This window comes from Paenibacillus sp. NPDC056933 (genome assembly GCF_042674385.1).
Taxonomy (GTDB): Bacteria; Bacillota; Bacilli; order Paenibacillales; family Paenibacillaceae; genus Paenibacillus.
The window spans coordinates 1,852,686-1,875,264 of the sequence record NZ_JBHUQN010000001.1; the positions used below are offsets into that span (position 1 = coordinate 1,852,686).

Genomic DNA, 22,579 nt, shown 5'->3' on the forward strand with positions numbered 1-22,579 from the left:
TTGATACGATGATGTAGATCGTACTCCATTGAAGTGAGGCTTTTTGATGTGAATAATAGAATAACGAAACGTACCCGTCGCAAGCTATGGAATGCTGTTTTGTGCGGTGTACTGGCAATAGGATCAATCTCGATCGGTCAATCCACTGCTCAAGCAGCATCGACTCAGCAGGTGTTCCAGGATACAACCACCAGTTATGCCAAGGATGCCATTGCACATCTGGTTAAGGCGGGAATTGCTGCCGGCACCTCCGAGAATAGGTTTGAACCCAAAAAGGCGGTCACTCGTGCTCAATTTGCAACATTTGCCGTGAGATTGCTGGGGTTGAAGCCTGTTAAAAACAACATTAACCCCTATAACGATGTCAGCATGAGCGCATGGTATTACGGCAACGTTGCAGCCATGACCAATCTTTCCATTCTGGAAGGGAAGAGTCAGGGCGTTTTCCAGCCGAATGCCTCCATCACTCGGGAAGAAGTGGCAGCACTGTTGGTGAGAATGTTGAAGCAATCCTCCAAATCAACGAATCTCCTGTCATCCACGTATGGCGATGCAGCTCAGATATCGGACTGGGCGCGTCCTTATGTGCAGACTGTATATCAACTTGGTCTGATGCGCGGCAGTAACGGCAAGTTTCGTCCACATGACCAGGTGACCAGAGAAGAGGCAGCAGTGATGCTGGATGCCATATTACAAAAGAAAACCTGGTCAGGTCAGCTGAAAAGCGAGGATCAGCTCGGTATTCAGCTTGGATGGCAATATAACGCCTCCACTGCTGAGTTCAAGAAACAGATCGAACAGTCCGAAGCAAACACACTGGTTCCCCGCTGGTTTTTCCTGAACAGCAGTATGAAAGTCACGGATCTCACGGACACGTCCCTGTTATCCTGGGCAGCTGCTACAGACAGACAGGTATGGCCGCTGCTTGGCAATCGTTCAAACCCGGATCTTACTCACCAGATGTTAGCCAGTTCAGCTAACCGGGCAGCCGTGATCTCGCAGGTCACATCTTTTGTGAAAACATATAAACTGGGTGGTATTAACGTGGATTTCGAGAACGTACTGCCTGTGGATCGTGAAGGAATGACCGCATTTATCACCTCACTGACAACGTCTCTGCATGCCCTGGGGGCCGTTGTATCTGTGGATGTATCACCCGATCTGGGGACAGACTGGACCGATGCATTTGATTATGCCCAATTGGGTGCCATATCGGATTACATGGTACTGATGGGGTATGAGGAACATTGGAACGGAGATCCGCAAGCGGGGTCTGTGGCCTCTCTTCCCTGGGTTGAAAAGGCTCTGGATACGATGCTCTCTGAGGTGGTTCGTGCCAAAACGATTTTGGCACTGCCTTTGTATACACGTGATTGGTCATCTGTGAATCCGGCAGCCAGTTCATGGGACATTACCCTGGCAGAACAGGGAACACGTGCACGAGCTTCGGGTTCCGTGAGACGGTGGGATACATCTCTGGTCCAATATGTCATTGGATACAACAGTAAAGGTACGCCAAGATATATATGGGCAGAGGACAGTCGTTCCTTATCCGCAAAAGTAATGATGAGCGGAGAGCGTAACATTGCTGGGTTGGCCTACTGGTATATGGGCGGCGAGACGGCAGATGTATGGAATGCCATTTCGAACGCATCACGATTTGAATCATACATTTTCTGAATCCGGAATAATACCTTTTCTTCAACCGACCCAAACGAACCGTTATTTAGACGGATGGTTTGGGTTATTTTATTTTGGTAAAAGCTAAGTGTAACGGATAACGTTTGATTTTGGTTGAACGGTGTAAATGGATAGAAGGAATAGAGGATGGTTAACTGTCCAATAACCTATAAGAGATGGAAGCATAGGAGGGAGATGGAGCATGCGAGAGTATGATTGCATTATCGTAGGAGGAGGACTCGCAGGACTACAGGCAGCCATTCAGATGGGGCGTTACACGGTCCATCGGGTGCTGGTAGTGGATGCAGGGGAAGGCAGATCAACACTGTGCCGAACCTATCATAATATTCTTGGCTTTCCCGACGGTGTATCCGGTGAAGAGCTGCGCTCCAAAGGCAGAATGCAGGCAGAGCGGACCGGCGTGTCATTTGAGAAAGACTATATCATTAAAGCTGGACGCCGGGGCGATCAGATACAACTGTTCGGCTCTTCCGGCTCTGAATATATGGCCAAAACAGTCTTACTGGCAACTGGACTAACGGACAGGATGCCGGCCATTCCGGGATTGAGGCCTACGTTGGGACGAACGGTATATGTGTGCCCGGATTGTGATGGATATGAAATTCAGAATCAGCGAACGATATTGCTGGGTGCAGGCGAAGCGGGTGCAAACATGGCTATGGTTTTGATTCAACGTACCAATGAGTTGTTGTACATTAACCATGAGCAGTCGCCAATCTCCGCTGAGCTTCATCGAAGCATGAAAGAGGCAGGAGTTCGTTACCTTGAGGCGGCCGTCCAAGAAGTGCAACAGATGGAGGATGGCCATATTACGGGTGTACTGACGGAAGATGGACAGATTTATGAGTCGGAACGGGGTTTTATCGCTTTTGGAGGCAATCGTGTGCACTATGAACTGGCAGAGCAGCTTGGAGCGGTCATCGCGGATAATAACCATGTGAAAGCCGATCCGCGCAGCATGCAAGCAGCGCCGAATGTTTGGATTGCAGGGGATTTGGGCCTGCACGCGGAACAAGCTACGGTTGCCATGGGCGAAGGTTCGATTGCCGCGATCTGGATTCACAAGGCATTGCAACAGATGAAAACGGAATACCAAAGTGAAAAAACAAATATAAATGCCCATGGTGAACAGACCCGTTTATCGCTATAAAAATGAAACATATCAAAAGTCCCCCGACCATTGTTACTGGTTGGAGGACTTTTTGCGTTGTATGCAAACACTGCTATCAGACGAATGTTAAAGATTAATTTTTGGTTTTGTCGGGGTCATCGGTCTTCTTTTTGCCTTTGATGGGGTGGGTAATGTTGTCTACGATTTCTCCTACGGCTTCTTCAATCATGTCGGTTGGGCCGGGATTGTCCGGATCCGGGTGCAGAATTGTATTGACACCAGGCTCAAGATCCTTGTTTTTTCGCTCTTTTTTATGTTCATTCATGGAAAATCCCTCCTTATTCAGGTATGTTTAAGGTGTTCCTTAACATATCCAATCTCTTTAATGTGTATGTAAACGATTAACCAATGGGATTAAATTGAAACGTTGAATGTAAGGGAGGAGGAGTTCATCTGTTCAAAAAAACGAGCATGCTCCTGTTACTTTTTGTTTTATGTGTGTGGACATATTGGAGAACGGATAGCGATGATCAGAATCCGTATCTGATTACCGATTATAGCCGCCTTCACCCGGTTAAGGTTGAACGTGTGGTGCAAGGTCATGAAGAGCAGCAGCTCGTTGAACTGCTTCAGGATGCCCGAAAGCGTAATATGACGGTATCCATTGCCGGACAACGTCATAGTCAGGGAGGCCATACCTACTATAAGGATGGCATAGTTATTGATATGACCTCCTATAACAAAGTGTTGGAAGTCAATACCGCTGACAAAAAGGTGCGTGTGCAGGCTGGTGCGACCTGGGCTGACGTACAGCGAGCCATTAATCCATATGGATTGTCCATCAAAAATATGCAGTCCCAGAATATTTTTACGGTAGGCGGGTCCATCAGTGTAAATGCCCATGGTCGGGAGCTTCATCAGGGTTCCTTGATTCAAAGTGTGGATTCTTTTCGTCTCTTGACAGCAGATGGTCAGGTTCGGCACGTGAGCCGCACCGAGAATGCCGAACTTTTCCCGCTTGTGCTTGGAGGTTATGGACTTTTTGGCCTGATTCTGGACGTTACCCTGACATTAACGGATGATGAAGTCTACCGTCTTACGACGGAGCAGGTGCAAGCTAGGGACTACCCATCTTATTTTCAAAAGAATGTCCTTGGAGACCCGATGAAACGAATGCATCTGGCCCGAATTTCAGTTCAGCCCGGTGAAGGCTACTTTCGTGAGATGTACGCACTGAATTATGCGCTTGATCGGGCGGCTTCACTAGAGGATTATAATCATCTGGATGAACGCGAAAGGGGCGTGCTTCCCAGTAAACTCTTGTTCAACCTGAACCGTGAATTCGAGTGGGGCCGGGCGTGGTTTTGGCCTCTGCAACAGCGGTACTTCGAGTCGCAGGATGGCAAGAGGCTTAGCCGAAACAATGCCATGGCTTCAGCGTCGGCTTTCATGGAGTATCATCAGCCGGGCGAAAATGATCTGTTGCAGGAATATTTTATTCCGGTGAATGCCTTCCCGGCATTTGTTCAGGAGATGGGAGAGATTGTTTCCCAGGAGCAATTGGATCTGCTTAACATTACAGTCAGGTATGTGAAACATGATGAAGAGGCTGTGCTTTCATATGCCACGCAAGATATGTTCGGTCTTGTCTGTTTATTTCACGCTTCATTGTCCGAGACAGAACAAGGAAAGTTCAAGAACAGCATGCAGCAATTAATGGATGCCGTCCTTCGATATAACGGAACATATTACCTGCCCTATGCAGGTTATGCGACTTCAGAGCAATTCGAACAGGCCTATCCGCGAATGAATGAGTTTTTTGCAGCTAAAGAAAAATTTGACCCCAATCATCTCTTTATGAACTATTTTATGGAGGAATATGGAGGAAATCATCCATGAATATCAAGTGGCTTGTTCGATCTCAAAGTATCGTTACCCTCGCTTCGGGTATGATTTATCCCTATTATCTGTTGTTTCTCAAAAATCTGGGCAACAGCTTCTCCAAATACGGGCTTGCCTTTGCCGTGTTTACGATTAGCTCGGCAGCTGCTTCGCAATGGCTCGCTTCCCGGATGGATCAACAAGCCAAACAGTGGCTCATCGTAAGTGCAGTGGGGATGGCTGCGGCCATGATTTCATTTCCATGGGTCATATCCTACATTTGGGTCCTTCTGCTGCAAATCATTATGGGGATATGTAATGCGATGCAACGGATGAGTGAACGGGTGCTGCTCGCCGATTATACGGTAGCCGGACAACGGGGCCCAGCTGTCGGCAATTATCATTTTTGGACAGCTGCCGCTTCCGGATTTGCGGTCATTGTAGGCGGTGTGTTGATCGATTGGCTGACGATTGATGTTTTATTCTATCTGAGTGCCATACTGTACATGTGGGGAGCTCTGGCTGTGTGGCGATTACGAAGCAAGCCTGAGGAGCAATCCATGGCTAAAGGATAGAAATGTCTGATTAATCTCCAGCGAGAGGTTTATATTATAAATAACCTGGTATGTTTAAGCATTTTGCTTGAACTCCACAAAGCCCATATCTCAAGGAGGTCTTTCAGATGAATGAACAAAATCATGTCATCCATAAAGATGGCCAAGTTGCAACCGACAAGGTAGATAATGCGATCGAAAAGATTGCACCGGAGGAAAGAGACCATATTTTACAGAACTTTGATGCATTTAAAGGATACCTGGGCAAACGAATTGCAATGGGTGAATCCATTGGACTGGGCGAGGAACAAATGGCCAAAATTGCCGAGAAGGTAGCCGATTATTTGGCAGCCCGGGAAGAGCCGCGTAACCGTGAAGAGAAGTTGCTGCAGGAATTGTGGAATGTTGGTAAAGAGGAAGAACGTCATATGCTGGCTCATATGCTTGTGCGTCTGGCACAAGGTTCATCCCCGAATCACTGAGATTGAGCTAAAGCTAAAAGGTAAGTGAAAAGAGACCCTGGATGCCATGGCATCCAGGGTTTCTTCTTTTTTATATTGCTTTGCTTTTGTTATGATGGTCTGTTTTTGATACGATGCTTCGCACAAGGACTGATGACACCTATTGTAACTATTTTTCATCTGGCTGATACTTTTGCATCGTACACAACCAGTATGATAAGGAGAGTAGAAAACAGGATTAAAATATTTTGGATGAGCGTTTGAAGGGGAAGCCTTCCGGTTAAGGAATACTAACGTTCATAATAAGGAGAGATGCTGCCTATGAAGAACGCGGCGAAACAATGGAAATTACGATTGCTGGGTGCGGCTGTTGCATTGCTTGGCATGATTGTGCTTGCTACATATTTGCTTACACCAGCGAACGCTGAGGAGAGTACGGATTCTGTACAGGTTTCTGCCAAAGGTTCACAGGCTGCCAACTCCGAGATGTTTACAGCTTATGTGGATGACTTACAGCAAGAGAATGGGAAACTGTACCTGGTTGTAGACAAGATTGGCTGGTACCAGGGGACAGAAGCAGACCAAATTTTTGAACAACGCAACCCGAACTCCGGTATAGATGGTGCCCCTGATGGATATTATATTGTTAATGACAGCAAAGAGCAGGAAAAGGTTGAAGTAAGTCCGAATGCTGAAGTACTGATGCAATTGTACGATCATGATGGTACAGTCGAAGGAACTAACATTCAATGGAATGAGCCGGTGACGCTCAGCAAGTTCGAATCATTGTATGATAATACCCATATTCTTGATCTGTCGGTATTCCCGTATCACCTGACTGTGCAGGATGGCAAAGTGATCAAAATAGTGCAGCAGTACATTCCATAAAACGACATTAAATGCAACGTTTAAGCATTCCTCCGGGTCCATTTAACCGTGAGGGATGCTTTTTGTTATGACAAATCCATGAAGAAGATTGTAATTGATGGAAGCTACATGTATCATTATAGGAATGGTGTTTTTACATAGTTCAGGAGGCTTCCCATGCTTAAAGACATGATTGCATTAACGAAACCAGGACTTTTGCGGCTAAATGTTTTTGCGGTGGCGGTAGGGTTCTGGGTCGCTTCAAAATGGGATATCTCATGGATATCCCTCCTCATGGTGTTAATTGGATCAACTCTGGTCATCGCATCAGCTTGTGTGATTAACAACTACTGGGATCGTGAATTGGACCAGAAGATGGAGCGTACCAAAAAACGGATTGATTACATCAACCATCTCAAGCCCAAGTTTGTACTCGGATATGGCCTTGGTCTTGGTGTAGCCGGGGTGGCGATGCTGTACTTCCTGGTTAATCCACTGTCCGCATGGATGGCATTGCTCGGGTGGTTCGCTTATATCGTGATTTACACGATGTGGCTCAAACGCAGTTCGACCTGGAGCACTTCACTTGGCGGAATTGCTGGTGCAATGCCACCTGTAATCGGTTATTGCGCAGTTACTAATCAGATTGACGTGGGTGCCTGGTTGCTCTTTGCGCTGTTATTTCTATGGCAGCCGCCTCACTTCTGGTCTCTCGGGATTCGTAAAGTGGAGGAATATCGTGCAGCAGGTTTCCCCCTTTTACCCGTAGTCAAGGGCGTCAAACGTACCAAGTTTCAGATGATTCCTTACGTTTTTCTGTTGCTTCCTGCTGTATTTCTACTGTATTACTATAACTACGTTGGGCTTGTATTCCTGCTTGTTTCCGGTATTGGAAGCCTCATCTGGTTTGTACACACCCTAAGCGGACTCAAAACACAGGATGACGAAAAATGGGCAAAGGTTAACTTTTTGATCTCTGTCAATTATCTGATGGTTGTATTTATAGTGATGGTAGCGAATACGACCTGGTCATGATCGAATCATTCATTTTGTAATTACTGAAATGGATGATGTCACGGTGGTTGGCTTTCTTACGCAAATTACGAAATGAAAAAGCACGCTGTGGAATACGCTTGGACAACCTCTGGTTATTCCTGCATATTTCCCGGGGTGTTTTTTTTGTTATAATGAATGAACGATTTCTACAAATGGAACAAATGATGAATGAACGGGAAGTGGGAGTATGGGTGATTTGAAGCAGGCTATTCTCTGGCGACAAGAGGGGAAGGTGCAGGAGGCGATCGAGCTGTTGCAGAAACTGGCCTTGCAAGAACCGGAGAATGCACAGGTATGGTATCAGCTGGCTTGGGCGCATGATTCACTTGGATTGGAGCGGGAAGCAGTACCGCATTATGAGAAGGCCTTAAGTCTAGCGCTATCCGGTGAGGACAGGGCGGGTGCCATCCTTGGACTAGGCAGCACGTATCGGACTTTGGGACAATACGAGCAGGCGAAGTCCTGGTTTGAAAAGGGGTTAAGTGAATTCCCGGAGAACCGGGAATTTGAAGTTTTTCTAGCCATGGTGCTCTACAATCTGGGCGAGCACGAGGAGGCAATGAAACGGCTGCTGCTGCAATTGGCAGATACATCAAATGATAAGGGAATAACCGATTACAGCAGAGCCATCCGATTCTACGCAGATCAGCTGGACCGGATATGGGAGTAAACATTGGCATTATACAATTTGTAAGTAACGTCGACTAGAGCGAGAGAAGCAGCCATTCCTGTACCGCTTCAATGAAACGACGCGAAGCAGGGGACAGATTGGTGAGAGACGGGCAGGCAATGCCAATGGTACGATAAGGATCTCCAGTGAGGGGAACGAGAGCGAGATTGTTTATATGGTTTTGCAGAACCATCTCAGGTAAAAGGCTAATACCAAGACCGTTTCGAACCATCGCCATAATGGCTTGGTCCTCTGCAACTTCATAGACCACATTCAGCTTGGCTGCATGCTGCCGAATCAATCGTTCAATTTCGTTGTCACCGCCCCATTTGGGCAGAATAAAGGGCTGTTCCAGCAATACATCAAATGAGACAGAATTCTCCGTAGCAAGTGGATGTTCCAAAGGCAGGATGCACATCATCCTGTCTTTTTGCAATGGAATCGTCTCAAAAGGCGAAGCATCCCCCAGGGACAGAAAGCCGAGATCGATGGCGCCTCCGGCCAGCCAGCCTTCAATTTCGGCATAGTCCCCCTCCCAAAGCTTAATTTCGATTCCGGGATGATGCAGGCGAAATTGCTTCAGGATGCCAGGCAGCCATTGTGTGGATACACTGGCAAATGTGCCGATACGCACGGTTCCAATCTCGGCGCCGCGAATCAACGAAATCTCCTGGTTCATCCGTTCCGTCCAGCGCAGAATTTCACGAGTGAAGCCCAGAATGCGTTCCCCTTCGGCAGTAAGTCGTACACCGGAGCGACCGCGATTCAGCAGCGAAAAACCGCACTCGGTCTCCAGACTGGCGATTGCATGACTGACCGCGGATTGGGTAATATTCAGTGCTTCCGCTGCTTTCGTAAGGCTGCCGTATTCCACTACGGCATTCAAAATTTCGTATTTGACCAATGACATGAAAGATTCCGTTCCTCTCTTCTTTTCATACATGAGTTAATTTCATATTAACTATTATAATTATTCATTTTTATAATGCAAAGAGATCGTTTATACTTGCCAAGGCGAGTTAGTTCGACAGAGCCTCGGATAGATATAATACATAGAATGAAGGTAGAAGCAAGATGAACGGAGTACGTGCACCACAAGGTCAGGCATCAAGAAGAGCGGATTTGCAAATGCTGCTCGCAACGGTAATATGGGGATCATCCTATCTGTTTATGAAATCCGGACTGGAGTCCATGCAGGAACTGAATTTGGTCGCTTTCCGGTTTGGAATTGCCTTTATCGCAGCGGCTGTCCTTTTCCATCAGCGATTGTTCAGAATGGATCGTAGTACGCTTGTCGCAGGGGCAATCATGGGAACAGCGTTATTCGCGGCCTTTGTATTGATCACTTATGGAGTACAGCGCACGACGGCTTCCCAGGCGGGATTCCTAATCAGTTTGGCAGTGATCTTTGTGCCCATTCTGACGACAATTCTGCATCGGCGAATGCCAGACTTGCGGTTAACCCTAAGTATTCTCGTGGCGGTAACCGGGCTTGCATTGCTGACACTTCAACATGAGCTCAGTCTGCATATGGGGGATATCCTTTGCATTCTCGCAGCTTTAATGTACGCGATCTACATTATGATTGCTGGCAAGTATACGCCGAAGCATGATCCGCTAACCCTGGGAACGGTTCAACTGGGCGTTGCAGCCCTGTGGGGGTTGGCTGCTACTTTTATGTTGGAGACACCGCGTCTGCCTGACACACCTCAATCTTGGGCAGCCATTCTGGGTCTTGGTGTACTGTGCAGCGGCATGGGGTACATTTTGCAGACTCTTGCCCAGCGGCATGCTTCACCAACAAGAACGAGTCTGATCTTTTCACTCGAACCGTTGTTTGCCGCAGCATTTGCGTTTACCTTTCAAGGGGAGTCTCTTACACTGCAAGGGTATGCGGGTGCAGCGCTGATGCTTTTTGGTGTTCTAATTACAGAGATCAGAGTTCCTTATCCATGGCTTTCGCGCAGAAAGGGAGCGGCATTACAGACCGAACTGGGAGATCATGGAGCATCGGGCATATAATTTAGAACTAAAGGAAGGGTTCTTCCATCATCTTCATCGTGAAGGTGGTGGATGAACCTTTTTTGTTATGTTATCCAGATGATGTGTTGAATGACGTGGATACTAACCTAACAAAACGGATTTTTTCATAACATGTTTGGTGGGAACTCTTTTTTTATGCTACACTAAATGAAAAATAAAGGAAAAACGGGTGAGAAGGATGGGCAAAAGAGTAACCATGCAGCAAATTGCCGATGCTGCGGGGGTATCCAAATTCGCAGTCTCTCGTGCGTTGACAGGGAAACCCGGTGTCAGTGAACATACCCGGGAGATGATTGTGAGGACGGCAGGACAGCTCGGATATTTCAAAGCTGAACCGAAGCGTTATCTCGTGGAAACTCTTGCAGAACAGGAGTTGAAGCCAGAGCGACAGGGGACGATTTTGATTTTGTTTCCCAATATCCGTTCACAGAATCGCTCCTCTCTATACTGGGGCCCCATATTTGACGGAATATCTGCACGTCTGAATGAGAAGGGCATGGATATCTTAACCTTAACAGAGCCTTCTTCGGATCGCATGTTTTCAGTTCTTAATCCTGAAGCCATCAGCGGGATTATTACCGTTGGCTCCATCTCCACATCCGTATTGCTTGAAATTTATCGACTGCACATACCGCTAGTGATGGTGGATCATGAAGACCCGGCAATTCATGGAGATACGGTGTTTACAGACAACATGAAATGCATGAAGGAACTGGTGATGATGCTTGTTGGAAAGGGCTACAGGCGGTTACAGTTTGCCGGAGAAATTCCTGATGCAGCCAGTTTCAGAGAGCGATGGCTCAGCTATCGTTCGGTACTGGAAGAGATGCAGCTGCAGTCCTCGCAGCAAGCAGATTTGTTGGGACCCGATCTGAACCACATTCGGGAATCTATTATCGCCATGAAGATGGAAGACATCCCCGAAGTGATGGTATGTGCCAATGATCACATGGCTGTCGTTGCGATTGGTGCACTTCAAAGCAGAGGCATTGCAGTCCCGGAACGATGTGCAGTAACCGGGTTCGATAATACGCGTTCAGAAGAACCTATTCTCGCTACAGTTCATATTAACAAGGAGAATCTGGGGATACGGGCAGTGGACCAGTTACTGTGGCGCATGGAACATCCGGACGGACCTTTTGAAAGAAAGCTGATCTATTCGGAATTAATCATCCGTGATGAGTACAATGCTATCTTGCAATGAAGTGAACGAACGTTAATCCGAAATTTCGAGAAGGAAACAGCCGAGTCATATCAAAAGATGTGGTGAAAAGACATGGGGAGATCGGGCTTCATGTCTTTTTTTGTTTAGTGAAAAAGGACTTTAAGAAATAAATTACAAAACAGATTGACTGAATTGTACTTATCATGTTAATTTTGTTTTGTAAGTTATTTATTTTTATCATAACAAAACCTAACAAATTGTTTTTAAACTACTTTAACGATAACGGAGGCTGTCATGAGCAAAGTACAATCGCAGATTTTTCAGAATTGGACGTTCAAGGCTTGTGAGGATCAAGAATGGATGCCGGCTCACGTACCCGGCTGTGTGCATACAGATTTGCTGAAACTGGGTAAAATACCTGACCCTTTCTATGGGACTAACGAAAAGGACATTCAATGGATCGATAAGATAGACTGGGAGTATCGCACTGAATTTGAAATTAATGAAGCACTGCTGTCGCAGGAACATCTGGAGCTGGTCTTTGATGGTCTGGATACGTATGCAGATGTGTACGTGAATGAACAACATGTGTTGTCCGCAGACAATATGTTCCGGGTGTGGAGAGCTAATGTGAAATCGGTTGTAAAGGTAAGTGGCAACGTTCTCCGAATACGTTTTCGGTCTCCGATACAGGAAGATCTGCCGAAGCTGGAGAAGCTCGGATATGCGCTTCCTGCATCGAACGATCAATCTGATGTGGGCGGACTAGGCGACAAAAGAGTAAGTATTTTTGCACGGAAAGCCCCGTATCATTATGGTTGGGACTGGGGTCCGCGTTTTGTGACCAGCGGAATCTGGCGTGAAGCACGTCTGGAAGGCTGGACAGATGTACGAATTAATGATGTGTATATACAGCAAAATGAAGTAACCGCTGCTTCCGCCTCCCTGACTGCGGTCGTGGAAGTAGAGTCTGCGCAACCAATAGAAACGGTTATTCGGGTAGGAACAGATGGACAGAGCTGGGAGCAGGCTGTAACCCTGAAACCGGGCGTCCAGACTGTAGAGGTTCCAATCTCGATTGATGAGCCAAAGCTGTGGTGGAGTCGCGGACTGGGTGACCCGCATATGTATTCTTTCGTTACAGAAGTGATACAGGGTGAGCAGGTTGTGGCTGAGTCCACGGTCAAAACGGGTATACGTTCTATTCGTCTGGTTCGTGATCAAGATGAAGTGGGAGCATCCTTTTATTTTGAACTGAACGGAGTTGCCGTTTTTGCCAAAGGTGCGAACCACATTCCCAATGACAGCTTCATAACCGAAGTGACACGTGAGCGTTATCTGCATGAAATAGTGTCTGCTGCCGAGTCCAACATGAATATGCTTCGTGTATGGGGTGGTGGCTTCTATGAAGAAGACGTGTTTTACGAGTTGTGTGACGAATACGGTTTGCTCGTATGGCAGGACTTTATGTTTGCTTGCAGCATGTATCCTGGAGACGAGGCTTTCCTGAACAGTGTGAAGCATGAGGCAATTGATAATGTAAAACGTCTGCGTAATCATCCAAGCATCGTGCTGTGGTGCGGCAATAACGAGATTGATTCGGCATGGGCACAATACATTGAGGATGGTGGCTGGGGCTGGAAAAAAGATTACAACGCAGAGCAAAGAGAGCGCATTTGGGCGGATTACGAAGCCATTTTCCATGATCTTTTGCCGGAAGTGGTCGCAGCGTATGCCCCAGGTGTAGATTACTGGCCTTCTTCGCCACTCGTATCCCTGTCGGGAGACGAGAAGCAGCATGCTCACCCATCTACGTCAGAGGGGGATATTCACTATTGGGGTGTGTGGCACAATGTGGAGCCATTTGAGAATTACAATGTTCATGTTGGCCGCTTCATGAGTGAGTATGGCTTTCAGTCCTTCCCAGAATATGATTCAGTTCGCAAATATGCGGAGGAAGAGGATTTGGCACTGGAGTCTGAAGTGATGCTGGCGCATCAAAAGAACGGTGCCGGCAATCGTCTGATCAAGCAATATATGGATATGTACATGCATGAACCGAAGGATTTTCCATCCTTCCTCTATATGAGCCAGGTGCTTCAGGCTGAAGCCATGAAAACAGCCATTGAGGCTCACCGTCGCCGCAAACCGTTCTGTATGGGAACGCTCTACTGGCAGATGAACGATTGCTGGCCTGTGGCTTCCTGGGCGGGGATGGATTACTTTGGCCGCTGGAAAGCCTTGCAATATTACGCCAAACGCAGCTTCAGCGATGTCTTGGTATCGGTAGATGGCACGAAGGAAGATGTGATGGATATTTATCTAATCTCGGATCAGCTTGAACCTGTAGAAGGCAAACTCCAATTGCGTCTGATTGGCTTTGATGGCACGGTATACCGTGAAGAAGAACATGAAGTAGCTCTGGCATCCAACTCCGGTCAACAGGTGCTGTCATTGAGCCAGGCCGAATGGCTGGAAGGTCGTGATGCGGCAACAACATTGCTGCGCATTGATCTGAAGCAGGATGGGGCATCCGACATTGTACAAGAGCATTATTTTGCACCATCCAAGGACATTTCACTGCAACCAGCGCAAATTAAGGTAACCGAAGTTACCGAGAACGATGGCGTACATCTGGTGCTGGAAAGTAATGTGCTTGCAAAACAAGTGTGGATTTCTACTGAGGCAGAAGGGGTATTCTCGGACAATTTCTTCGACCTCATTCCTGGCATTCCGGTCAAGGTCAAGTTTACGTCCAGAGCTGGATTACAGGATGCTGATGCCGTATCCAAAGCGGGAGACGTTCAGGTTCGTTCCATGGCTGACTTTATTAAATTGTAATCAAGAAGGACCGGTTTAAATAATGTCATTGGTTTAAGGCCCGGATGCACTTGATGTGCATACCCGGGCCTATTCATTTTTCTTTTTGTTTTAAGGTGAATAGATGTTACTTATTATTGGATCTCCAAGATCTCGATATCATAAGGCCCTAGTTCCAATCGAGGTCCTTTCATAGTTCCATCCAATGCACTGGTGTATGAAGTTTGCAACGGAATGGAGACAGGTTCAGGACTTAAATTCAGGATAAAACGAAACGTTCCATTCGGTCCTGAACGGGTTGTCACCTGGACACCGTCTGGCAAGGATTGAATCTCGGACAGGCCGCTATGTTCAGCGATGGTTTGCAATAACTGGCTAAGATAAGCTTCTTCCGGCTGGGTCGCCACATAATAGACTGCACCTTTACCCCAGGTGTTTTGGGTGACAGCTGCACTTTCGGCATAAAATTGATCTGCATAAACTGCAATTGGCTGTGCGGTGTCCAGTTCCAATACATCAGCCCATTGTGCAGCAGTATACGTGTTGCCTTGTTCATCCCGAATCTGAATTGGGTCACCACCGACGGGATCATATTCGGCAACACGCACACCTGAACAAGCAGATAACATACCTGGAAGTGGCGCCATGACACAGACGTTGTTATCGTTTTTGACACCGGAGCGATGCGTAAGGATCAATATGCCGCCGTCCGCTGCAAAAGCTTGCAAACGTTCTGCTGTGTTCTCGTCCAGCAAATACAGGTGTGGCGCAATGATGATCTTGTATTCGTCCAGCGGTTCCGAAGTATGGATGACATCTGCACTGATGCCTAGTTTGGTCAAGGCACGGTGCCACACCTTCATATTCTCGTAGTAATCCAGACCTTCGGCCTGCGGCTGAATCCGAAGGGCATTTAATTGATCATGCGAATGCAGGATGGCGACTTCGTTCTGCAGCGTGGAGCCATGCAGGCGTTCACCGAGACGATTCACTTCGGTACATAGTTGTTGAAACTCCTTGAACCGTCGCCCTGGGACATTGCTGTGATCAATCAGCCCGTGCCAGAACTGTTCTGCTCCTGTAGTGGCGCTGCGCCAGCGGAAATGTACGACCGCATCCGCTCCACGAGCGATGGTCTGCCACGAGTAAGCACGCAGAAAGCCGGGCTGCGGTGTACGCCACATCGGAAACCAGCATCCCGGAGGTCCGCTCAGCTGCTCCATGATCCAGAAGTTGCGGCGTTTGATGCCACGTGTCAGATCAAGGGACAATGCGCCGCTGTAAGGTGCGGTTTCGGTCTTGTTCGGTGAAGGGTTCGGATAGTAGTCAAAGGAAGCGAAATCCAGCTCTTTGCCGATTTTATATTGATCTGCCTTTTGCGGATAGCTGTGAAAATTGTGGGTGACAAAATGATTGGGACAAATACGCCGAATGATCTCGATTTGGATAGTTTGAAAATCCGCAATGGAATCCGATTGAAAACGGGAGTAGTCCAGCAGAAAAGATGGATTCTGAAACGGGGAGCCGCCATAAGGTGGCTTGACCTGTTCCCAATCGCTGTATTCTCCACTCCAGACAACAGTCCCCCAAGCCTGATTGAGCTGCCCCAGTGTATTGTACCGGGCACGAACCCATTCGCGAAAAGCCTCTGAACAAGCAGCACACTGACAATCCGTGAAACTGAATTCATTATCGGTCTGCCAGCCAATGACGGCCGGATGTCCTGCATATCGCTCGGTGAGCTTCTGTACAATCCGTGCACTGTACGTTCGCATGTTCGGACTGTTATAACAGCGGTGGCCGCGGACTCCTTCATGGTACAGCTGTCCACTTGGCAGCACCGGCAGAATATCAGGACATTTTTCCGTGAGCCAGCGCGGCGGTGTCATCGTGGGTGTGCCGATCACCACCTGAAGACTGTTACGGTAAAGGATATCCAGCGACTGATCAAGCCATGTCCAATCGAATTGTCCATCTGCAGGTTCCATTCGGCTCCAGGCAAATTCGCCCACACGGACAATACGTACACCGCTTTCGGCCATTAAACGGGCATCCTGTTCCCACAGATCAGGGTCCCAATGTTCTGGATAATAATCCACGCCCATTTGAACAGGTCTGTTTTGGTTCATGTATGTTCCTCTCCTTTGGTCTGAAAAATAAGAATTTTCATGCAAGGTCAATCCTGCGGTTAATTGATTTGGCATCATCATCTTGTGAAACAACTTCGAGTCTGTTTCATTTTATAATGGATAATGACAAGGGAATATAATAACATGTTGCGATAAGGTATCATGATCTTGCTATTTTGGGAGGGTGAACACTTGCGAAATCATTGGTTTATGCCGGAGCCCGGTTATGCGGGGTATACATGTTATCCGGTGGCTTATGGAAGATATCTCGATCGGGAGCATGGGGAACATCGTCCACACGGCATACGGGAGTACAATCTGCATCTGGTTTTCAGCGGACAGGGCAAAGTCAGAACCGATCAGGGGAATGTCCGATTAACGGCTGGACAAGGCTTTCTATATGCCCCAGGACAGGTACAGCAATATTATGCCGACCCATCCGATCCCTGGGATGTCAGGTGGATTCATCTGCAAGCCCATGATCTGGAGCGGCTGCTGGGCTTAAGGAATCCAGATAAGGTTTGGCTTTTTTCATTCTCTGGAGAGGACCGTTTCGAGGATTTGCATGAACAATTGTGCCAGCTCGGTGCAGGTTATGAGAGTGTGCTTGAACCCAAATTGTCGGCTGTGCTGTATGAGCTGCTAGCTGAACTAGCGCGGAATTCGGAGTCAATCGAAGGTACGTCATTACTGAGCCATCAGGATACAATCCGCTCAACGGCCGATTATATTCGTCGTCAATGCACACAGCCGCTAAGTCTTGCCGAAATGGCAGATACCGCGGGCTACAGCGTGTATTATTTTAATCGGTTGTTCAAGAGCATCATGGGCGTTCCGCCCGGCAGGTACCTGCTGGATTGCCGCATTCTGGTAGCGAAGAGAATGCTCGTAGATTCGAAATTGTCCGTGAAACAAATTGCTTCTCAGTGCGGATTTACGCACAGCAGTTATTTTATTCGCATGTTTCGGACCTATATCGGGATGACACCACAGCAATTCAGATTATTGTACAGTCCGGGAAGCGGAGGACAAGAGGGTCATAAGTAAAGAACCCAATATATCTATGAATAAGTTTTCACGTACCAAACAGACATAGTCTGCCATCAATAATCAAAAAAAACGTGCTGCCCAGTTTCTACGGAGCGGCACGTTTTTGCTATATGACTGAACAGTAGGAGGGGATAGGTGATGTGATGTCCAATGAGGTTATTTGTTCTGATCTTCGCTTTGTATTTCCTGCAGCTCATCAATACTTAGTGTGAGATCATTCTCGGGATTCGCGCTCACAATCACTTCGGACTTGGATTGCTGCTCACCCGGTTGAGTCGATTTGGCGGCGGGTTTGATCACATACAGGCTTTGCACGGAATTCAGCAGGCTCGCCGGGGTGTCTTCATATGTTTCCAGGAAGAGTACATAATCTTTGGTGGGAATGAATTTGATATTGTCATCGTTAATAATCTCGGTATTGCCCAGTTGTCCGCCAAGCTGTTTCACTTCAATGGTGTCCCCGGCAGCATGAGTTCCTTTGAAAGTTTCAGCAACCTTTATGGTATAAATCGTATAGATTTTATCAAAAGGAACAAGATCTTCACCGCCTGGGTTACTTTGCTCATCCATAGCGCTTTCATTTACTGAAGGGGCTTGTACCATGTCATTCAATGCTTCCACTCGTGTTTGAATGACACTGCCTCTAACGATGGTGTTTGCTCTCTCGGAGAGGTCGCCGATGCTTGAGTAACTTGGAAAGTCCTCGGAAGCAATCATCGTAATTGGTGCATCTTGGGTGGCAGCTGTCTTTGTCGTAGCTGAGGAGCAGCCTAGAGCCGATAAAATGAAAATGGAAGAGGCTAGCATCGTCAATACTCGAATTTTTTTCATGGGCAGGAATCCTCCTTGGATTTAGGGGTTTGAGAATAGCGGTTAGTACTTGGATCTGACGTTGTTGATATCGAAGGTTTGAGGCTGTGTCATTGTGTTCCGGTTACGGGAGTAGAGCATGATGGAAGGGCTGGTGGTGGATGGGTTGTCCCCGAGCCAAATGGAGTGTCCGAGCTCATGAACGAATACGCTTTGAATAAAGTTGGATAAGTTGGTTGCATCAGCCGTAATGGTGGTTGTATTCAATTCAATGCGGAAGCTTACGACCTGACTGCCAGACACCGAGGCGTAGTTGACACCATATGCCGTGTTATTGAAGTTTCCGACAGTAATGGTGTTGGGGGAATTGCTTGTTTTGGTAAACTTTACTTTGGCGCCGGCGTTGTTCCAATTGCTGAGGGATGCATCCATGGGGGTTTGCCATGCGGAGGCATAGTTGTATGTACGAATCGGGATGGTGGAACTTGAGTAGCCGTAGGTTAGAAAAGTTGCCGCATAGATGGTACTGCCGAACATCGCGATGGCCGAAAACAACATGATGCTCATGAGTAACTTCCTTTTCATACTTAAAACCTCCAATAATTGTATTTTTTCTCTATTATAGTAACAAGGAATAAAGCTATTGAAATGAGTCTTAAGTCTTTGTTTTCGTGTTAAAAACAAAGGACTTTGCTGGATTAGACCTTATTTCCATCTGAAAAAGTCGATTGCTGTTCATGGGTATGCATAATTTCCCTGAAATAACAAACAATACATTCAAATTCACGCAGGGAAAGGAAGTGCCTGAGCATGTGCAACCGTTTTTCATTGGCAGCCGATTTGGATGAGGTCAGGGATCATTTCAAGATTGAACGAGTCATGTATTATTACAAAAACCGTTATAATATCAGCCCTACCCAGCACACACCGATTATTTTGCATCAGGACGGAGAGCGGATATTGGACGAATTCCGGTGGGGATTCATTCCGTTCTGGGGACGCGATGCGGTCAACGCCAATCTCATGACGGTGCATGAGAATCCAGCCTACTACAAGCTGGTAGAGACGAAGCGTTGCGTTATCCCATGCAATGGTTTGTATTACTGGCGTCAGGAAGGCAAGAAAAGCTATGCGGTACGTGTGGTTATGCCGGATCGCGGATTGTTTGGCATTGCGGGCTTATACGAGGTATGGAAAGATACGCGCAAACAGCCGCTGCGTACCTGCACGATGCTGATGGCGGGGGCGAACATGGTTACACGGGAGTTTGGCAGCAAAATGCCGGCAATTCTGTCCGAAGAAGAGATCAATACCTGGCTTGATCCGGCCAACACCCGGGTGACTCAGTTGCTTCCACTTTTGAAATCGTACAACAGCACAGAAATGAATCTGTATCCGGTTACTCCGATGGTAGCGAATGATGAGCATGACTGTTATGAATGTGTAGAAGAGATGGATCAGAAGCTGGCATACGTGCGCAGTTTCTAAGCTGAGCAAGCAGTCTGATGAGGCGGAGAGTACAGTACACTCCGTCTTTTTGGGTTGAGCTGGAAAAAAAGTTTAATGAAAAGTTGCAATGTGAGTGAAACGTAACTATAATCATTACAGTAAGTGAACGCACATATTCATATATCTATTAAAAGAGATGTTTAATCAGGAGGGAACCACGAATGAATCCAAAGTTTAACAAGATGTTTGAACACGTTTCACTGCCAAATGGCATTACGTTGAAAAACCGGATCGTGCTCGCTCCCATGACTCATATGTCCTCGAATCCGGATGGCACTGTATCCGACGCGGAACTTGCCTATTATGCACGACGTACCGGTGGAGCTGGTATGTCCGTTACGGCTGTAACTCATGTCACTCCGAACGGGATAGGTTTTCCGGCTCAGTTCGGTAGTTATGACGACAGCTTTATTCCTGGCCTGAAACGTCTGGCCGATACGATGAAGCAGCAAGGTTCCAAAGCCGTACTGCAAATTTTCCATGCAGGTCGTCTCACGCCAGAACAAGCGGTACCAGCGGGTCAAGTCGCTGCTCCAAGCGCTGTTGCCAGTGAGCGTCCGGGATCTCCTGTACCAAGAGAGTTGTCTGATGACGAAATTACGTCCATCATCAAGGACTTTGGGGAAGCAACCCGTCGTGCCATTGAAGCTGGATTTGACGGTGTTGAGATTCACGGTGCGAACGGTTATCTGATCCAGCAGTTCTTCTCTCCGCATTCCAACCGACGTGAAGATCGCTGGGGTGGAAGCATTGAGAAGCGCCTGACATTCCCGCTGGCAGTTGTGAATGAAGTACAGAAAGTGGTAGCAGAACATACAAAACTGCCGTTTATTGTGGGATACCGTTTCTCACCGGAAGAGCCGGAAACACCGGGATTGACCATGGAAGAGACGTATGCACTGGTCGATGCACTGAAAGATAAAAATCTGGATTACCTGCATGTATCCGTCAACGAGTTCTGGTCCAAGCCAAGACGAGGTGAAGCAGACACGCGTTCCAGAATTGAATTTATCCTTGATCGTGTTGGCGGCAAATTGCCTGTCATTGGTGTAGGTTCCATTCATACAGCAGATGAGGCAGCCGAAGCGCTTGAGAGCGGCGTGCCCTTGCTGGCGATTGGCCGTGAGCTGATTATCGAGCCGGATTGGGTCGAGAAAATCGAAAGTGGACGTGAAGAAGATATCGAGACCATTCTGACCAAAGCGGATCAGGAGCGTCTGGTGATCCCTGACGGATTGTGGAATGCCATTATTCACACACCGGGCTGGTTCCCCATGGCTGAGGATAAATAAGACATGATCTTATAGGAAATGGAGGGAGCTTGCGCTTAAAGCAAGCCCCTCTTTTTTGCACCCACTGCACTTTGATGAAATTCTACTTCTGGGAGCGCTGTGGTATGATGAGATGAACAGGATTCATCTTGGATAATCAACGGTTTGGAGTGAATGAAGATGCTCGTGGCTGAACGTTATGAGAAAATAGTGGAATGGGTGGATTCGCAGGGAAGCATGCGCGTAACTGAGCTTAGTGAACGCTGCGGCGTGACGGAAGAGACGATCCGTCGTGATCTGGACAAGCTGGAGCAGGCGGGAAGGCTCAGACGTTCCCATGGCGGCGCTGTCAGCGTAAAATATAAAGAAGAGGGGCAGTCGGAGATCCCTTATCCGGAGCGGGCTGTAACTCATGCAGAAGAGAAACGAAGAATTGCGGACGAAGCGGTGAAAATGGTAGAGCCTGGGGACCGGATTGCGTTGGATGCCAGTACAACGGCATGGTACATGGCTGCAGGACTGCCAAACATACCACTCACCGTGTTAACCAACTCCATAAAAGTCGCGGCGGAGCTGAGCAGCAAGGAACAGATCCGTGTGATCGCCACAGGCGGGCAGCTTGCTTCGAAGTCCTTGTCGTTTGTAGGGCCGCTTGCTGAACGTTCACTTGATGCTTATCATGTGGATAAAGTTTTCTTATCCTGCAAAGGTGTACATTTGACCAAGGGCATCAGTGAGTCGAATGAATTGCAGGCACTGGTGAAGCAGAAGATGATCAGCATAGCCGATGAATTTATTTTGCTGGCGGATTCGAGCAAGTTTGGCGTACAGGCTTTTACAAGAGTGGCGGAACTCAGCAGTGTGGCCAAAGTAATAACTGATCTGGGCTTAGATGAAGAGCAGGTTAGCGCACTGAATGAACACTCCATAGCATGTGTCCGGGTCTAACTAGAAAGGAATGAATATAATGAAACATCCTTTTCATCTGAAAGCTGTTTGGAATGGTGGACGTAACAGTGAAGGGCATATTGATGCAGGCGGGTTAAAAACGGTCATTTCGATTCCACAGGAGATGGGTGGTCCGGGTACCGGAACCAATCCCGATGAGATGCTGCTAGGCGCAGCTTCCACCTGTTATTTGATTACACTGGCAGCAATGCTGGAGCGATCGGATATTACACCGGATGAGCTGACACTGGAGTCCGAAGCGACGGTAGATGTCACCAATAATGTATTTACGTATGAGCGGATCGTACACAGACCCCGCATTGTGCTCAAAGCAGATGTATCTGAGGCAGATTTGACGAAAGCGGAGCGACTGGCATATAAAGCAGAAGAGTCCTGCATGATCTCCAGAGCTGTGGCTGGTAACGTCGCCATCAAGACACAGCCAGTGATTATAAAAGCACGCGTTAACGCGGTGTGATATACTGAAGAATAGGCGGTTTGAGCTGTCATTTGTGTAAGATAAGGGGAAGTTC

21 protein-coding genes are annotated in these 22,579 nt (G+C 47.5%); 16 read left to right on the plus strand and 5 right to left on the minus strand.

Annotation, left to right across the window (positions count from 1 at the left end):
- The first annotated feature begins 48 nt into the window (after nt 1-48).
- A complete protein-coding gene (locus ACFTRD_RS08555) occupies nt 49-1,680 on the plus strand; it encodes an S-layer homology domain-containing protein (protein ID WP_379378815.1) in 1,632 nt (543 codons plus the stop codon).
- Between the two features lie 202 nt (nt 1,681-1,882).
- Nucleotides 1,883-2,851 (plus strand): NAD(P)/FAD-dependent oxidoreductase, encoded by a 969-nt coding sequence (locus ACFTRD_RS08560; protein ID WP_379378817.1) that lies wholly within the window; start codon nt 1,883-1,885, stop codon nt 2,849-2,851.
- 94 nt (nt 2,852-2,945) lie between these two features.
- On the opposite strand, the gene ACFTRD_RS08565 is transcribed toward ACFTRD_RS08560, so the two are convergent.
- Entirely contained in the window at nt 2,946-3,137 is a 192-nt protein-coding gene (locus tag ACFTRD_RS08565; RefSeq protein WP_379378819.1) for a hypothetical protein, read from the minus strand.
- A gap of 146 nt (nt 3,138-3,283) precedes the next feature.
- Here ACFTRD_RS08565 and ACFTRD_RS08570 point away from each other — a divergent pair, with 146 nt between their 5' ends.
- The 6 genes from ACFTRD_RS08570 (at nt 3,284) to ACFTRD_RS08595 (ending at nt 8,301) form a co-directional block, all read left to right on the plus strand.
- Nucleotides 3,284-4,711, plus strand: coding sequence for an FAD-binding oxidoreductase (locus ACFTRD_RS08570; RefSeq protein WP_379378821.1), 1,428 nt, complete (start codon nt 3,284-3,286; stop codon nt 4,709-4,711).
- Complete coding sequence (locus ACFTRD_RS08575) at nt 4,708-5,268, plus strand: MFS transporter (RefSeq protein WP_379378823.1); 561 nt, start codon at nt 4,708-4,710, stop codon at nt 5,266-5,268. Before ACFTRD_RS08570 ends, ACFTRD_RS08575 begins: the two co-directional genes overlap by 4 nt.
- 107 nt (nt 5,269-5,375) lie before the next feature.
- On the plus strand, nt 5,376-5,729 hold the full coding sequence (locus tag ACFTRD_RS08580) for a DUF3243 domain-containing protein (protein ID WP_379378825.1): 354 nt from the start codon (nt 5,376-5,378) through the stop codon (nt 5,727-5,729).
- Nucleotides 5,730-6,029: 300 nt separating this feature from the next.
- Nucleotides 6,030-6,596 (plus strand): hypothetical protein, encoded by a 567-nt coding sequence (locus ACFTRD_RS08585; RefSeq protein WP_379378827.1) that lies wholly within the window; start codon nt 6,030-6,032, stop codon nt 6,594-6,596.
- Nucleotides 6,597-6,752: 156 nt separating this feature from the next.
- A complete protein-coding gene (gene cyoE, locus ACFTRD_RS08590) occupies nt 6,753-7,610 on the plus strand; it encodes a heme o synthase (protein WP_192266652.1) in 858 nt (285 codons plus the stop codon).
- A gap of 208 nt (nt 7,611-7,818) precedes the next feature.
- The gene (locus tag ACFTRD_RS08595) at nt 7,819-8,301 is read left to right on the plus strand and encodes a tetratricopeptide repeat protein (protein ID WP_379378830.1); all 483 of its coding nucleotides are present in this window, start codon (nt 7,819-7,821) and stop codon (nt 8,299-8,301) included.
- 34 nt (nt 8,302-8,335) lie between these two features.
- On the opposite strand, the gene ACFTRD_RS08600 is transcribed toward ACFTRD_RS08595, so the two are convergent.
- Entirely contained in the window at nt 8,336-9,211 is an 876-nt protein-coding gene (locus tag ACFTRD_RS08600) for a LysR family transcriptional regulator (protein WP_379378832.1), read from the minus strand.
- 164 nt (nt 9,212-9,375) lie between these two features.
- Here ACFTRD_RS08600 and ACFTRD_RS08605 point away from each other — a divergent pair, with 164 nt between their 5' ends.
- The 3 genes from ACFTRD_RS08605 to ACFTRD_RS08615 all read left to right on the plus strand — a co-directional run bounded on the left by ACFTRD_RS08605 (nt 9,376) and on the right by ACFTRD_RS08615 (nt 14,350).
- Nucleotides 9,376-10,323 (plus strand): DMT family transporter, encoded by a 948-nt coding sequence (locus ACFTRD_RS08605; protein WP_379378834.1) that lies wholly within the window; start codon nt 9,376-9,378, stop codon nt 10,321-10,323.
- Between the two features lie 199 nt (nt 10,324-10,522).
- The gene (locus ACFTRD_RS08610; RefSeq protein WP_379378836.1) at nt 10,523-11,548 is read left to right on the plus strand and encodes a LacI family DNA-binding transcriptional regulator; all 1,026 of its coding nucleotides are present in this window, start codon (nt 10,523-10,525) and stop codon (nt 11,546-11,548) included.
- 255 nt (nt 11,549-11,803) lie between these two features.
- A complete protein-coding gene (locus ACFTRD_RS08615) occupies nt 11,804-14,350 on the plus strand; it encodes a beta-mannosidase (RefSeq protein ID WP_379378838.1) in 2,547 nt (848 codons plus the stop codon).
- 113 nt (nt 14,351-14,463) lie between these two features.
- On the opposite strand, the gene ACFTRD_RS08620 is transcribed toward ACFTRD_RS08615, so the two are convergent.
- Nucleotides 14,464-16,458 (minus strand): beta-galactosidase, encoded by a 1,995-nt coding sequence (locus ACFTRD_RS08620; protein WP_379378840.1) that lies wholly within the window; start codon nt 16,456-16,458, stop codon nt 14,464-14,466.
- Between the two features lie 192 nt (nt 16,459-16,650).
- Between ACFTRD_RS08620 and ACFTRD_RS08625 the strand changes: the two genes are divergently transcribed.
- Entirely contained in the window at nt 16,651-17,505 is an 855-nt protein-coding gene (locus tag ACFTRD_RS08625; RefSeq protein WP_379378842.1) for a helix-turn-helix transcriptional regulator, read from the plus strand.
- Between the two features lie 159 nt (nt 17,506-17,664).
- Here ACFTRD_RS08625 and ACFTRD_RS08630 read toward each other — a convergent pair whose 3' ends face one another.
- The gene (locus tag ACFTRD_RS08630) at nt 17,665-18,339 is read right to left on the minus strand and encodes a hypothetical protein (RefSeq protein WP_379378844.1); all 675 of its coding nucleotides are present in this window, start codon (nt 18,337-18,339) and stop codon (nt 17,665-17,667) included.
- Between the two features lie 42 nt (nt 18,340-18,381).
- Nucleotides 18,382-18,903, minus strand: a complete 522-nt coding sequence (locus tag ACFTRD_RS08635; protein WP_379378846.1) for a zinc metalloprotease — start codon at nt 18,901-18,903, stop codon at nt 18,382-18,384.
- A 225-nt stretch (nt 18,904-19,128) separates the two neighbouring features.
- Here ACFTRD_RS08635 and ACFTRD_RS08640 point away from each other — a divergent pair, with 225 nt between their 5' ends.
- The 4 genes from ACFTRD_RS08640 (at nt 19,129) to ACFTRD_RS08655 (ending at nt 22,524) form a co-directional block, all read left to right on the plus strand.
- Nucleotides 19,129-19,806 carry an SOS response-associated peptidase gene (locus tag ACFTRD_RS08640; RefSeq protein WP_192266662.1) on the plus strand — a complete coding sequence of 226 codons (678 nt, stop codon included), beginning with the start codon at nt 19,129-19,131 and terminating at the stop codon, nt 19,804-19,806.
- Between the two features lie 182 nt (nt 19,807-19,988).
- Complete coding sequence (locus ACFTRD_RS08645; protein WP_379378849.1) at nt 19,989-21,119, plus strand: NADH-dependent flavin oxidoreductase; 1,131 nt, start codon at nt 19,989-19,991, stop codon at nt 21,117-21,119.
- Nucleotides 21,120-21,278: 159 nt separating this feature from the next.
- Nucleotides 21,279-22,046 (plus strand): DeoR/GlpR family DNA-binding transcription regulator, encoded by a 768-nt coding sequence (locus ACFTRD_RS08650; RefSeq protein ID WP_379378851.1) that lies wholly within the window; start codon nt 21,279-21,281, stop codon nt 22,044-22,046.
- 19 nt (nt 22,047-22,065) lie between these two features.
- Complete coding sequence (locus tag ACFTRD_RS08655; RefSeq protein ID WP_379378853.1) at nt 22,066-22,524, plus strand: OsmC family protein; 459 nt, start codon at nt 22,066-22,068, stop codon at nt 22,522-22,524.
- The last annotated feature ends 55 nt before the right edge of the window (nt 22,525-22,579 follow it).